Source organism: Picosynechococcus sp. PCC 8807 (assembly GCF_001693295.1).
Taxonomy (GTDB): Bacteria; Cyanobacteriota; Cyanobacteriia; order Cyanobacteriales; family MRBY01; genus MRBY01.
The window spans coordinates 2,612,016-2,625,155 of sequence record NZ_CP016483.1; the positions used below are offsets into that span (position 1 = coordinate 2,612,016).

Sequence of the window (13,140 nt, forward strand, 5' to 3'; positions counted from 1 at the left end):
CCATGGTTTTACTGGCGGGCGTTGATGAAGTGGGCCGGGGCTGTTTGTTTGGGCCGGTGGTGGCCGCGGTAGTGGTGGTTAATACAACCCAGGAACAAGCCCTGGGGGAGCTGGGCGTTACTGATAGTAAAAAGCTGTCGGCCAAACGGCGAGAAACCCTCGTACCCCAAATTCAGGCTCTGGTAACGGACTGGGCGATCGCCTCGGCGTCAGTGGCCGAAATTGACCAGCTTAATATTTTGCAGGCGACGTTTCTCGCGATGACCCGTGCTGTTGAAAAATTACAAATTAAACCCACGGAAATTTTTGTTGATGGCCGCCAAACTATTCCCCGACTGCCTTACCCACAACAGGCGATTATTCAAGGGGACAGTAAAATAAAGGCGATCGCCGCCGCCAGTATCCTCGCTAAAGTGCAACGAGATCGAGAGATTATTCAATTGGCAGAGCATTATCCTGAATATGATTTAGCCAATAACAAAGGCTATGGCACCCAAAAACATCGCCAAGCTATCTGGCAATACGGACTGACGCCCCACCACCGCCAAAGTTTTAAAATTCAGCCGCCGCCCCAACAGCTCGAACTCTTGCCGGAGCAGGAATAAAGCCGATACAGTGGGAGGCTAAACCCCACCCCGTTTGGTCTGCCCCCATGAAGCTTGCGACGACCCTAGAGGCGATTCTCTACATCAAAGCCCAACCCCTGAGTCTGGAAGAATTGGCCGATACCGCTGGACAACCCCGGCACCTGGTGGCCGACGCTCTTTTGGAATTGATGGATGATTATGCCCACCGGGACAGCGCCCTTGAAGTGGTAGAAACCCCCACCGGATTTAGCCTGCAACTGCGGGAAAGCTTTCAAGCGCTCGTGACGAATCTCATCCCCACAGAGTTAAGCATTGGTGCCCAAAGAACCCTGGCGGCGATCGCCTTAAAATCACCGATTCTGCAAACGGAACTAATCGAATTGCGGGGTAGTGGTGCCTACCAACACATCCAAGATCTGCTGGCCCAGGGCTTTATTAAACGGCGACGGCAGCAGGATGGGCGTTCCTATTGGCTCGAAGTGAGCGCGAAATTTCACCAATACTTTGAATTTGATGCTGAGGATCTAGGGCTATCCCCCAACCTTCCAGAAACCCCTTAATCTCCCCTTAAAACCGCGATCCATTGTCAAGAAATGTCACCCCGTCTGATACCCTACAGACAAACTATTTTCTTCGTTTGCGATCGCCATGCGTATAGCTCTGTTTACCGAAACCTTTTTGCCGAAAGTCGATGGGATTGTCACCAGACTGCGCCACACCGTAGATCATCTCCAACGCAGCGGAGATCAAGTAATGGTATTTTGTCCCGACGGTGGCCTGCGGGAACATAAAGGAGCCGTGGTCTACGGCGTTAAAGGCAATCCTCTCCCCTTATATCCCGAACTAAAAATGGCATTTCCTGGGCCTTCGGTGGGCCGTGCCCTAGAGGAATTTCAGCCGGATCTCATTCATGTGGTCAACCCCGCAATCCTTGGCTTGGGGGGGATTTTCTTCGCGAAAAAACTCCACATTCCCCTAATCGCCTCCTACCATACCCACCTGCCCCAATATCTCCAGCACTACGGCCTCGGTGCCCTCGAAGGCTTGCTCTGGGAACTCCTCAAAGCGGCCCATAACCAAGCGGAATTAAACCTCTGTACTTCCACAGCAATGGTCGAAGAACTCCGGAGCCATGGCATTAAAAATCTAGATCTGTGGCAGCGGGGCGTAGATACGGAGATGTTCCAGCCCAGTTTGAAGTCTGAGAAGATGCGCGATCGCCTTTCCCAGGGACACCCGGAAGCGCCCTTACTGCTCTATGTTGGGCGTGTGTCTGCGGAGAAACAAATTGATCAAATTAAACCCGTCCTCGAAGCGATCCCTGGATCGCGCTTGGCGATCGTCGGTGATGGTCCCTACCGCGCTGAACTAGAAGCCCATTTTGCGGGCACCAATACCCACTTTGTCGGTTATCTTCAGGGTTTAGAACTGGCGTCTGCTTTTGCTTCTGCTGATGCTTTTGTGTTCCCGTCTCGCACAGAAACCCTTGGCTTAGTTCTTCTCGAAGCGATGGCAGCAGGTTGTCCGGTGGTGGCAGCTAATTCCGGTGGCATTCCTGATATCGTCACCGATGGCGAAAATGGTTATATGTTTGACCCCCAAGATCCTGACGGAGCCGTAAAAGCAACCCAACAACTCCTCGCGATGGATGCAACCCAACGGGAAATGCTCCGGGTACAAGCCCGCCAGGAAGCAGAAAAATGGGGTTGGGCCGCAGCAACGGCACAATTACAGAGTTACTATCAGCAAATTTTAGAAAAAAGTAAGCCCCTTTCCCTAGCTGCCTAGGCCAGACTGCCGACATTTTTAGCCCCAAAAAGCGTTTGCCGCTACCCTAAAGGCATTTAGCTGTGATTGCAGGTGGTTTCGATTGCAATGTTTATTAATCTTCTGATTTTCTGTGGGGTGGTGGCGATCGCCTTTGGTTTGTTTCGGGTCGGTCTGCCGCGCTTCAAAACGTTTAAAAATTTTGCCCAGCGTTTTTTGCCCGCAATTGGTGTTTTGATTCTCCTCTTGGGCGCTAATTTACTAGGGGCTTACCAAGCAAAGCAAACCTTACAATTCACTGCTGATTTACCACCGATTACGACCTTGACAACTCTCCGGGAAATTGAAGCAGGCCAACCTGTGGCGGTGGTGGCGGTGGCTAGCCCTGATAACCCGGTGCGGGGTCGAAACAATGAATATCTGGCCTATGTAGATGACAATGGTCTTTGGACGCCCCAAAGGATTCTGTTCGATCTCGATGATGCTCAGATTGCCATGGACGATGACGCCTATAAAGTGCGCAATTGGCCCCTAGACCGAAATCTACGTTTTCTCAATCCTCGGCAACAAGTGGTGATTATTGGCGAAAAAGAAGAATTTACGCGGGTTACCGGCCCCCAAAAAGGTGAAGTTACCCACAGCGTTGAGGGGATCTTAATTTTTGCCGGCTCCCACCAAGCCTTTTTACAGGATCTACAGCGGCGGATCTGGGGGCCAAGGATCATGGTAGGACTGAATGCTTTTGCCCTGGGGGCGATCGCCCTCTCGACCCTTGTGGCTGCTTTTCGGGTGACAGGCCGTAAACTCCCCCAAGACGCCCAAGAAACCCCAAATTTTTGAACCTGAAATTTTTCAACGGGGCAACCAGAGCACCAAGATAGAGGATTCCCTAGGATCAAGATTGCTTTTAGGGCGATCAACATTAACTTTTTTAACAAACTTGTTAAGGTCTATTGCGAGATTTTCTGAAACCTTGGCGATCGCCTGCACGCCCCAGATAGTCCGTGATACCATGCCCAACGTATAGTTCATCACGAGACGAGGAGCAAAGCCTTGGTACTACGGGTCGCTGTTGTGGGAGGAGGGCCAGCCGGTTCTTCCGCCGCCGAAATCTTAGCTAAAGCTGGCATCGAAACCTACATTTTCGAGCGCAAACTGGACAATGCCAAACCCTGCGGTGGGGCGATTCCCCTCTGTATGGTTGACGAATTTGACTTACCCCCAGAGATCATCGACCGTCGTGTGCGGAAAATGAAGATGATTTCCCCTTCCAATATCGAAGTCAACATTGGTCAAACCCTCAAGGACGACGAATACATCGGGATGTGTCGCCGCGAAGTGATGGATAGCTTCATGCGCAACCGAGCCGCTGACCTCGGCGCAACGCTGATCAACGGCACCGTATTTAAGCTTGAAATTCCCAACAACAATACTGATCCCTACGTTCTCCACTACTCCGACCACTCCAACGGAGAAGTGAAAGGGGAAATGAAAACCCTGAAAGTGGATCTGGTGATTGGTGCTGATGGGGCCAACTCCCGTGTTGCCAAAGCCATCGATGCTGGTGATTATAACTATGCGATCGCCTTCCAAGAGCGGATTCGTCTTCCCGAAGACAAAATGGCCTACTACGAAGAACTGGCCGAAATGTATGTCGGTGACGATGTATCCCCTGACTTCTACGCTTGGGTCTTCCCGAAATATGACCACGTGGCTGTTGGGACTGGCACCATGAAAGTCAACCAAGCCAAAATCAAGCAATTACAAGCTGGCATCCGGGCCCGCGCGGCGAAACGCCTCGAAGGTGGTGAAATCATCAAAGTAGAAGCCCACCCCATTCCCGAACACCCCAGACCCCGGCGCGTTGTCGGTCGTGTCGCCCTCGTTGGTGATGCAGCCGGTACTGTCACCAAGTCCTCTGGTGAAGGCATTTACTTTGCGGCAAAATCAGCGCGGATGTGTGCCGAGGTGATCGTCGAAGCTTCTAACAATGGTCAGCGCGTTCCCACCGAAGCTGATCTCAAGCAATACCTGAAGCGTTGGGATAAGCAGTATGGTGCGACTTACCTCGTCCTGGACATTCTCCAGCGGGTTTTCTACCGTTCCGATGCTACCCGCGAAGCCTTTGTGGAAATGTGTGCCGACATCGATGTACAGAAGCTCACCTTTGACAGCTACCTGTACAAGACCGTCGTCCCCGCTAATCCCCTTAAGCAGATGAAGATTACCGCGAAAACCATTGGTAGCCTGCTGCGGGGTAATGCTTTAGCACCCTAGTTATGCCTGTGGATCTCAAATTAACAGATTAAATAGTTGACTTTTTGGGGGGAGCATTTTTATGACCCCCTATTTTTTGTTGTAAATAAAAAACAAGTAAACCTTGATTTCTGTCTTTGGTGTCCCTAGGCTAAACAACAGCATCCCCTAGCATTATCATTTAGGGTGCATTGATCGCTTTGCCACGAGATGAATTATCGGCAACGTCTCACTATTTTCTATGGATTTGCCCTATTGTTTGTGGGGGGGTTAGTGAGTGCCCTGGTGGGTCAACAGGCGATTGTTAGCAATAAAGCCGCCGCCGCCGAACATCTGGGGGACATTAATCGTCAGTTTGCGAGTCTGCTGGATCTGCGGATGTGGGCAAGGCTCAATGAAGTCAAAACCCTCGCGGTGATTCCTGTATTTGGCGATCGCCAACGGGATCCTGAAGCCAGACGGCTCTTGGAACAAGCCCAAGAATTCGTACCCATGTTTACCTGGATCGGCTTTCTCGATCCCCAGGGAACCGTCAGCATTGCCACCGACCGAATCCTCGAAGGCCAGTCCATTGCCAGCCGCCCAGTTTTTCAGGAGGGCCGCCAAGGAGAATTTATCGGGGATGTCCATGACGCAGTGTTATTGGCCAATAAATTTCCCCTTCTTCCCAACGGAGAACCAATTCAATTTGTCGATATTGCAATACCAGTCGAGAGCATTGATGGGGTGTTCCAGGGAGTCCTCGCCGCCCACTTAAGCTGGGAATGGGCCGATAATACCCAGTCAACTTTAATGGAGCCCATTGCTGGGGAAAGGCAAAAAGAACTCTTCATCATTTCTGCTGAGGGAAATAAACTGCTTGGCCCAGAGGAATGGAGTGATGGAACATTGATGGGTTTTTTGCCCCTTGAGGAGCTCGCCCCAGGTGAATCCCGTTCCCTCGTGTTGCGTTGGCCCGGCGGCACCCGTTATTTAACGGATATTCGTCGCACCCAAGGTTATCAAAATTACCCTGGTTTAGGCTGGTTTACGGTAGCCAGACAACCAGAGGCGATCGCCCTCGCCCCGGCCCGCAGCTTAGCCCGCAATATCTGGGTTTATTCCTTGCTGATTGGTAGTTTATCCATTGTGGGGATTTGGTATTTATCCGGTTGGCTGAGTCGTCCTTTGCGCCGTCTGAGTCGCATGAGCCAGCAGGCATGGTCTACACCAGAAACGCCTATTTCTTCTCGGTATCGTGCCCCAGATGAGATCCAGACCGTAGAGCAAACCATCCGCCACCTCCAGTACGAAGGCGAACAACAAAAAAAAGCCCGGCAGTTGGCAGAACAAGCCTCCCGCCGTGACCCCCTCACAGGTCTTACCAATCGCGAAGGTTTACGGTTGTTTCTCGCGGATTATCCAGAAGGGGCGATTCCCAATGATCAAGCCCTGGCAGTGCTGGCCCTCGATCTTGATGGGTTTAAGCAGGTCAATGATCACCACGGCCACGGCGTGGGGGATGAGCTTTTAAAAGCGGTGGCCAATCGGTTGCGTATGGAATTGCGGGTTGGCCAAGCCGGAGTTCGACTTGGGGGCGATGAGTTTTTATTGTTATTGCCTCTGCCCATGGCGCAAGCTGAAAATATTGCGAGGATCATTGCCCAAAAAGTTTTATTCGCCCTGACCCAGCCCTTTGAACTGAGTCACCATACCGTCGAAATTGGCACGAGCATCGGTTTAGCAATCTGGCCCATTGACCATGAAGATGTGTTGCTGGTTTTAGACTTCGCGGATAAAGCCCTTTATCAAGCTAAACAAGCTGGCAAGCGCCGCTACATCCGTTGGAAGGCCGTTTAAATCCGCTTAAACTTGAATTTTAGTATTCGTAAATGATTCATCAAGTCGATGCAATATCTCATGGCCGTTACTACCGTCAGCAGTCGCCAGGAAGCCCAGGCGATCGCCAAACAAATTATGGATCTCCGTCTCGCGGCTTGTATCCACATTAGTGAAGTTGAAAGCTTTTATTATTGGGAAGGTCAGCTACAGCAGGAACCAGAATTTCGACTCCTCTTTAAGACCACGGCGGCCCAATATGCTGCCTTGGAAACCGCGATCAAAGCCCACCACCCCTACGAACTGCCCACCATCTATGCGATCGCCCTTGATCAAGTAGAAACCGCCTATGGCCATTGGATCGATGCCAGTGTCACCTCCAAACATCCCTAACCGAATCACTTCTAGGCCATGGTCTTTAGCTACGACCAAAGGAGTTGTGTTAGCATTTTTTGGGTACTGTACTTCGTCACAGGAAACACTAGGGACGCGCCCACCGGGTGAATTCATCGCGTCTGTACCGTGAATCTTGTTAACGTTTGATAAAATTTTCTTTAACAACCCTGGGGAACCCGCTTTAATTCTTTTATTGAAGCCCCCAGCCGTGAGCTTGCAGTTTTATGTCTTTGTCGCGAATCATTAGTGGTGTAGTGGCGATCGCCCTGGCCTTGACCCTCATTGTCTTGGGGGGATGGTACTTTACCTTGGGAATGGGCATCCTCGTCTTTCTCGGCCAACAGGAATACTTCCGGATGGTTCGGGCAAAGGGATTAGCACCAGCGGTAAAAACCACCCTAGTCGTGTCTCAATTGTTGCTTGTGATTGCGACCTTGAGTCCGAGCCTTGCTGACGCCCTTTTTCCCCTCGCCGGGACGTTTATCTGCTTTTATCTTCTATTCCAGCCCAAAATGGCAACTATTGCCGATCTCTCCACCTCAATTTTGGGACTCTTCTACGGCGGTTATATGCCCAGCTACTGGGTACGACTGAGGATGGGCAGCCTCGCAGAAACGGAAGCAGTCAGTAATTTACCCTTCTATGGCTATCTTCCGGCTTCCTGGGGAGAGTGGTTTAATTTACCCCAGGCCCTCAAGTTGACCTTTGTCGTGATGGTTTGTATTTGGGCCGCCGACATTGGGGCTTACTTCATGGGCAAATGGCTAGGAAAAACGAAGCTCTCGGCCATTAGCCCTAAAAAGACCGTCGAAGGGGCTGTATTTGGAGCCTTGGGGACTATCTTCGTGGCGATCGCCGGTGCTTGGTATTTGGATTGGTCATGGTGGCCCATTACAGGCGCACTCCTGGGGCTGCTCATTAGCGTCACCACCCTCCTCGGAGATTTAACCGAATCCATCATGAAACGGGATGCGGGCTTTAAGGATTCTGGACAGTTGATTCCGGGCCACGGCGGTATCCTCGACCGCACCGATAGCTATGTCTTTACTGCGCCAGTCGTTTATCTGTTCGTGACCATTTTTCTGCCGATTTTTGGCTCCTAAACAGCAACCCTTAAAAAGTATGAGTCGCCAAGCAAAAGAGATCTCCACCCATTCGGGAGACCCGTGGCAGTCAGTCCGAAAATTGAGGAGAAATTAAAAAATCATTTCTAGACGAAGCAATTGAACCAGGGCCTAGAGGGTGACCAAAGAGTCAGACTCAGGACGCTGGTAAGAAAATTCTTTGGGCAGTTCCCGCTCGTACTTGATCATGTTGGCGAGCTCCTGGAGTTGGCTGATCGCTTCTGCGCCTTCTAGCTTCATCAGCTCCCGCTCATCACGCATTTCTGTCCAGGTGATGCCGTAATCGGAAACGAGAAAACGAATGAGATGATTTTCGCCTAGACTCACCATAAAGGAAGCGCTATTGAGTTCGGTGCCGCAGGTATAGCAGGACGCGAGGTAACCACGGTTCTCAAGGGCGATCGCCAGGGCCTGTAGACTCATGACGAGGTCTTTTACGAAATCACGATGTTGTTGAGCCAGTCGAATAAACACCTTATTGTCTCCATAGTGACACACCTATTCTAAACCTTATTAATACTTTTTTAAGATTTAAATTTACCGTGTAAAGTCAGCAAGATTGATACGCTACGGTTATCATACCCAAATGGGCCGCAAACCCTGTCTATACCGTTACTTATCAGTAATATGACGTTAGAAAACTTAGACATTGTATTTAATCTTACAAACTTATTTGTATTGCCCTTTTGGGGATTAATGGTCATTGCCCCCCAATGGCAAGGCACCCAAAAACTAATGGATTCCCTGGTGCCCTTTGGGATTCTGGCCGTTGTATATGTCGGTTTGTTCGCCCTTTCCCTCGATCCAGACCAAGCTGCAATCTGGTCAAATCCCACCTTGGGTGATTTAGCGGCTTTATTTTCGTTACCGCCGGTGATGGCCACTGGCTGGACGCATTTTCTCGTGATGGATTTGTTTGTCGGGCGCTGGATTTATCAACAGGGGTTAGAAAAAGGAATTTTTACCCGCCATTCCCTCGCCCTATGTCTTTTTGCGGGGCCGACTGGGTTGTTGTCTCATATTGTGACGGCTGGGATCACTGGTATTTGGCGAAACCAAAGTAAGGTCGCGGCGACCGATGCCCCAGAATCTTAAAAATAAATAGCGATGAAGAAACTACACCTCGCCCTTTCTACCGACAAAATTGCAGCAACCGTTGCGGACTACACAGCCCGTTTAGGGACAGCGCCTTGCTTATTCATTCCGGGGGAATATGCCCTCTGGAGAACCAGCAGTTTAAACATCTCAGTGCGCCAAAATTCTACCTGCCCTCCAGGTTCCCTGAGACATTTGGGTTGGGAAGATCCTACGGCAGTGGAATTTACCCAAGAAGTGGATGTGAATGGCATTATCTGGGAGCGATTTAATGCCCAGCACCAGGCCGATGAGATTAATGAAATTTGGCCAGCGGCTGATTATAAACTCAACCACAAAACTGAGGAAAAGCGTTAAAAGTATGACTAGCGCCAAAACACTATATAAATCTGCGTTTACACCATCTCATTAGGGGGATCTACAATCTATGTCACTGGCGGCTTCTGAATCTTGGATGTGCGAGCATGTGCCGGAGGGGGAATATTATGTGTACCAGGGCGGCAGCCATGCAGACGGGACGTTTATTCGCGTGTATGTCCCAGAGTCCGCCTCGCAACCTGGAAAAAAGCTGAATGCCATTCTTTATCTCCATGGGTTTGCCCTCTGTATGCCTTCTTTTTATGAGGCCCATCTGCTTGAGTTGGTAAAGCAGGGGTACATTGTCTTTTTTCCTGACTTTCAACGGAGTTTTTATCCGAATACAGCACCCCAAACGCCAACGCCACCCCGACAATCTCAGCCCCATATTCAGCAATGGTTAGCGGCTGCGACGCAAACTCAAAAGTCAGCCCAGAAGACCTTAGCAACAGAAGATATTCACCCTCTATTTTCAGAAATTTACGAACAGAATGATACGGGTTTAAGCCGTGGCCTATCTGCCTTTACGACGGGAGACTTGCGCCGCGTGGCCTGGGCCTTGGTCGTGATTATTTTGCTGCTGACTGTGTGTAGCTGGTTTCGGCGGGAGTATGGGAAAAATTTGATTCATCTTTTGTCTACGGTAGGTTTGAGCCTAGTGCATTCACCAACGGAATGGCTGAGTAATGCGATCGCCCTCCCAGAAGATGCTTGGGAATATTTAACGACCCAAGAACGCTATGCCCACTGGAATCAGGAAAGCTTAGAGACCTTTGCCTTTGGTCATTCTCTGGGGGGATTGATTGCCTTGAGTCTCCCTGCGGCGTTGAAAGATTCGCCTAGCAATCGCTTTTTCCCGAAGCAAATCGTCACAGCGGATCCCGCTGCCAGTACGGAAATGGGCATCCCCAAAATTGCGATTTGGATCTTGAAGTTGTTCCGGTCTCCTTTTACGGCAGCCCCGATTTTGATTCAGGATACGGGGCCAGATCTAAAGCAGCCCGTAGCAATCTTACATGGTGGTTCTGATACCTTGGTGCCGCCCAGTCAATGGGTTGATCCGATGCGGGGACAAGCTACTTCTAATTATGAGGCGATCGCCAGTGAAAATAAGGCGATTTATTTTTCCTATTCCAACCCAGAAAACGATCCGCCCCTGGTCGCCTTTCATAATCAAGCCGTGACTTCGACGCAATATTATGACGATGCTTTATTTAAGGATTTTGGCGGCGTTAAAGATGGCCCAAATGCTTACAATACTGATTATGTTTGGCCTGGGGTCACGAAGATTTTTCAGAATATTGCCACGCCGGAAAATCTACTTTCACATCTCTGTACGCCAAAATTTCAAGTCGAACCGACTCCCCCGGTGAAGCCTGCTTCAAATTGGAAGAAATTTGCGTGGATTGCTGGAATTGCTCTATTACTTGGCGTTGGCTTTTGGCTTTGGAAAACAGTTGAATAAGTTTTTAGAGATTCAGCAAATCAAGGCAGCAATCATCTGTTGAGGGGCGATCGCCACCATCCATCACTAAGGGGATACTCTCTCGATATCCTTAAATGTTTGGAGTCGATGCTAGACTTAGCACAAAAATATCAGGAGGGCGATCGCCGTGGCTTCTATTACCCTTGACCTTTCAGATACCCAATTCCAAAAGCTGCAAGATTTAGCAACCATGCATGGGATTGAGATTGAAGTTTTACTGAAGGCAAGCCTAGAGGATTGGCTTAATTCTCAAAAAATGGGGTTTGTTGATGCAGCCGATTATGTTCTCACAAAAAATACTGAGTTGTATCAGCGGTTAGCATAGTGCGTTTTCTGACGTTAATCGAGGTGCTGGCATTACACCACAGAGTCATTGAGCAATCCGGTGGGGCATTTGGCATTCGAGATTTAGGCTTGTTGGAGTCGGCGATCGCCCAACCTCGTATGACGTTTAGTGGAGAAGATCTATACCCAAGTTTGTTTGAAAAAGCCACAGCACTAGGATTTTCGATCATCATGAATCATCCATTCGTCGATGGAAACAAACGTACAGGTCATGCTGTGATGGAAACTTTTCTTGTCCTGAATGGTATGGAAATTAACGCCTCTGTGGACGAACAAGAGTCTGTGGTGTTGGCGATCGCATCGGGTGAGCTAGGACGAGAAGCATTAGTAGAATGGTTGAGAGAAAACACTATAGCTCGCTAACAAATCATTAGTGCAATAACGATCGCCACTATCCATTACAAATCCATTACAAAGGGAGTATCCTCTCGATACCCCCTCCAGCGAAATGCTAGGGATTGGTCAGAAGATTTTGGGCTTCAGCGATCGCCAATTTCACCTGTTCAAACCCTGTACCCCCATAGCTATTACGAGCGGCAACCACCTGTTTGGGGGCGATCGCCTGATAAATATCTTCCTCAAAGGCGGGATGCAGTGCTTGCCATTCGTCCATCGTCAAATCCTTGAGTAATTTATCCGCCGCGAGACTGGTTTTCACCACTTTGCCCACGAGGTTATAGGCTTCCCGGAAAGGTACCCCTTTACTCGCCAGATAATCTGCTACATCGGTCGCGTTGGAGAAATCTTCATTTACCGCTTCCTCAAGGCGTTGGGTGCGGAATTCGATCCCCTCACCGAGCAAAATGGTCATCGCTTCGAGACAACCCTGCACCGTTTTAACGGTATCAAAAAGGCCTTCCTTGTCGTCCTGCAGATCCTTGTTATAGGCGAGGGGCAGTCCTTTCATTAGCACTAATAAACCTTGCAAATGTCCGAAAACCCGGCCCGTTTTTCCGCGCACCAACTCAGGGATATCCGGGTTTTTCTTTTGGGGCATAATGCTCGACCCCGTCGCGCAACTGTCTCTTAGGATAATAAAACTAAATTCCTTGGAAGCCCAAAAAATCATTTCCTCCGACAAACGGCTCAGATGCACCATGATCAAGCTGGCAGCGGCGGAAAATTCAATGGCAAAATCGCGATCGCTGACCCCATCGAGACTGTTTTGATAGAGGCGTTCAAAGCCGAGTAAATTCGCGCTGAAATGGCGATCAATGGGAAAAGTTGTCCCCGCCAAAGCGCCGCAACCAAGGGGAGAAGTATTGGTGCGCTTGTAGACATCATCCAACCGTTCATAATCCCGTTGGGCCATCTGGAAATAGGCCATCAAGTGATGGGCGAGGCTAATCGGTTGCGCCCGTTGCAGGTGGGTATAGCCGGGGATTAAAGTTTCCACATGGTTTTCCGCGTGATTCAATAAAACCTGTTGAAAGTCTCGCAATTGTTGTTGAATGCCGCGAATTTTGTCCCGCAGATAGAGACGAATATCAGTGCCTACCTGGTCATTGCGCGATCGCCCTGTGTGGAGTTTTTTCCCCACATCGCCAACAATTGCCGTCAAACGTTTTTCTACGGCGAAATGGACATCCTCATCCTCAACGCCGGGGTGAAAGTTGCCCTCGCGATATTCCTGGCGGACTTGTTCTAAACCTTTAACGAGGGTTTCGCTTTCTTCGGCGGAAATAATCCCAGTGTGGGCAAGCATCTGGGCGTGAGCTACCGAACCCGTAATGTCATATTCGATTAGTTCAATATCAAAGCCGATACTGGCATTAAACACGGCGATCGCCGGATGTAGCGATGTATCAAAGCGATCGCTCCAGGTTTTTTTTGCTTCTGTCATAACGGCACTAGCCCTCGCAGGAAATCACAATCAATTCTCTCGGTAAATCTTACGGCATCAAGCCAT

General features: G+C 49.8%; 16 protein-coding genes. 13 read left to right on the top strand and 3 right to left on the bottom strand.

Going from position 1 to position 13,140, the window contains the following annotated elements:
- Positions 1–2 precede the first annotated feature (2 nt).
- From AWQ24_RS12620 to AWQ24_RS12635, 4 genes are all read left to right on the top strand, one after another.
- Entirely contained in the window at positions 3–605 is a 603-nt protein-coding gene (locus AWQ24_RS12620) for a ribonuclease HII (protein WP_065717012.1), read from the top strand.
- A gap of 47 nt (positions 606–652) precedes the next feature.
- Complete coding sequence (gene scpB, locus AWQ24_RS12625; protein ID WP_065717013.1) at positions 653–1,147, top strand: SMC-Scp complex subunit ScpB; 495 nt, start codon at positions 653–655, stop codon at positions 1,145–1,147.
- A gap of 88 nt (positions 1,148–1,235) precedes the next feature.
- Positions 1,236–2,375, top strand: coding sequence for a glycosyltransferase family 1 protein (locus tag AWQ24_RS12630; RefSeq protein WP_065717014.1), 1,140 nt, complete (start codon positions 1,236–1,238; stop codon positions 2,373–2,375).
- A gap of 87 nt (positions 2,376–2,462) precedes the next feature.
- Positions 2,463–3,194, top strand: a complete 732-nt coding sequence (locus AWQ24_RS12635) for a hypothetical protein (protein WP_065717015.1) — start codon at positions 2,463–2,465, stop codon at positions 3,192–3,194.
- A gap of 12 nt (positions 3,195–3,206) precedes the next feature.
- Here AWQ24_RS12635 and AWQ24_RS16280 read toward each other — a convergent pair whose 3' ends face one another.
- Entirely contained in the window at positions 3,207–3,386 is a 180-nt protein-coding gene (locus tag AWQ24_RS16280) for a hypothetical protein (protein ID WP_143596766.1), read from the bottom strand.
- Between the two features lie 21 nt (positions 3,387–3,407).
- Between AWQ24_RS16280 and chlP the strand changes: the two genes are divergently transcribed.
- The 4 genes from chlP to AWQ24_RS12655 all read left to right on the top strand — a co-directional run bounded on the left by chlP (position 3,408) and on the right by AWQ24_RS12655 (position 7,927).
- Positions 3,408–4,631: a geranylgeranyl reductase gene (gene chlP / locus AWQ24_RS12640; protein WP_030007645.1), complete on the top strand. Its 1,224-nt coding sequence runs from the start codon at positions 3,408–3,410 to the stop codon at positions 4,629–4,631.
- A gap of 189 nt (positions 4,632–4,820) precedes the next feature.
- The gene (locus AWQ24_RS12645) at positions 4,821–6,449 is read left to right on the top strand and encodes a sensor domain-containing diguanylate cyclase (RefSeq protein ID WP_065717016.1); all 1,629 of its coding nucleotides are present in this window, start codon (positions 4,821–4,823) and stop codon (positions 6,447–6,449) included.
- A 48-nt stretch (positions 6,450–6,497) separates the two neighbouring features.
- Positions 6,498–6,821, top strand: a complete 324-nt coding sequence (gene cutA, locus AWQ24_RS12650) for a divalent-cation tolerance protein CutA (protein WP_065717017.1) — start codon at positions 6,498–6,500, stop codon at positions 6,819–6,821.
- 227 nt (positions 6,822–7,048) lie between these two features.
- Positions 7,049–7,927: a phosphatidate cytidylyltransferase gene (locus AWQ24_RS12655; RefSeq protein ID WP_030007643.1), complete on the top strand. Its 879-nt coding sequence runs from the start codon at positions 7,049–7,051 to the stop codon at positions 7,925–7,927.
- 132 nt (positions 7,928–8,059) lie between these two features.
- Here the strand turns inward: AWQ24_RS12655 and AWQ24_RS12660 are convergent, their stop codons facing one another.
- On the bottom strand, positions 8,060–8,422 hold the full coding sequence (locus tag AWQ24_RS12660; RefSeq protein WP_012308076.1) for a DUF1815 family protein: 363 nt from the start codon (positions 8,420–8,422) through the stop codon (positions 8,060–8,062).
- Between the two features lie 153 nt (positions 8,423–8,575).
- On the opposite strand from AWQ24_RS12660, the gene AWQ24_RS12665 reads away from it, so the two are divergent.
- The 5 genes from AWQ24_RS12665 (at position 8,576) to AWQ24_RS12685 (ending at position 11,594) form a co-directional block, all read left to right on the top strand.
- The gene (locus tag AWQ24_RS12665) at positions 8,576–9,043 is read left to right on the top strand and encodes an ABA4-like family protein (RefSeq protein ID WP_065717018.1); all 468 of its coding nucleotides are present in this window, start codon (positions 8,576–8,578) and stop codon (positions 9,041–9,043) included.
- 12 nt (positions 9,044–9,055) lie between these two features.
- A complete protein-coding gene (locus AWQ24_RS12670) occupies positions 9,056–9,400 on the top strand; it encodes a hypothetical protein (protein ID WP_065717019.1) in 345 nt (114 codons plus the stop codon).
- 70 nt (positions 9,401–9,470) lie between these two features.
- Positions 9,471–10,865: a hypothetical protein gene (locus tag AWQ24_RS12675; RefSeq protein WP_232318817.1), complete on the top strand. Its 1,395-nt coding sequence runs from the start codon at positions 9,471–9,473 to the stop codon at positions 10,863–10,865.
- Between the two features lie 148 nt (positions 10,866–11,013).
- Positions 11,014–11,211, top strand: coding sequence for a DNA-binding protein (locus AWQ24_RS12680; protein WP_065717020.1), 198 nt, complete (start codon positions 11,014–11,016; stop codon positions 11,209–11,211).
- The gene (locus tag AWQ24_RS12685) at positions 11,211–11,594 is read left to right on the top strand and encodes a type II toxin-antitoxin system death-on-curing family toxin (RefSeq protein ID WP_065717021.1); all 384 of its coding nucleotides are present in this window, start codon (positions 11,211–11,213) and stop codon (positions 11,592–11,594) included. Before AWQ24_RS12680 ends, AWQ24_RS12685 begins: the two co-directional genes overlap by 1 nt.
- Positions 11,595–11,682: 88 nt before the next feature.
- Here AWQ24_RS12685 and argH read toward each other — a convergent pair whose 3' ends face one another.
- Positions 11,683–13,074 carry an argininosuccinate lyase gene (argH, locus tag AWQ24_RS12690; protein WP_065717022.1) on the bottom strand — a complete coding sequence of 464 codons (1,392 nt, stop codon included), beginning with the start codon at positions 13,072–13,074 and terminating at the stop codon, positions 11,683–11,685.
- Positions 13,075–13,140: the final 66 nt, after the last annotated feature.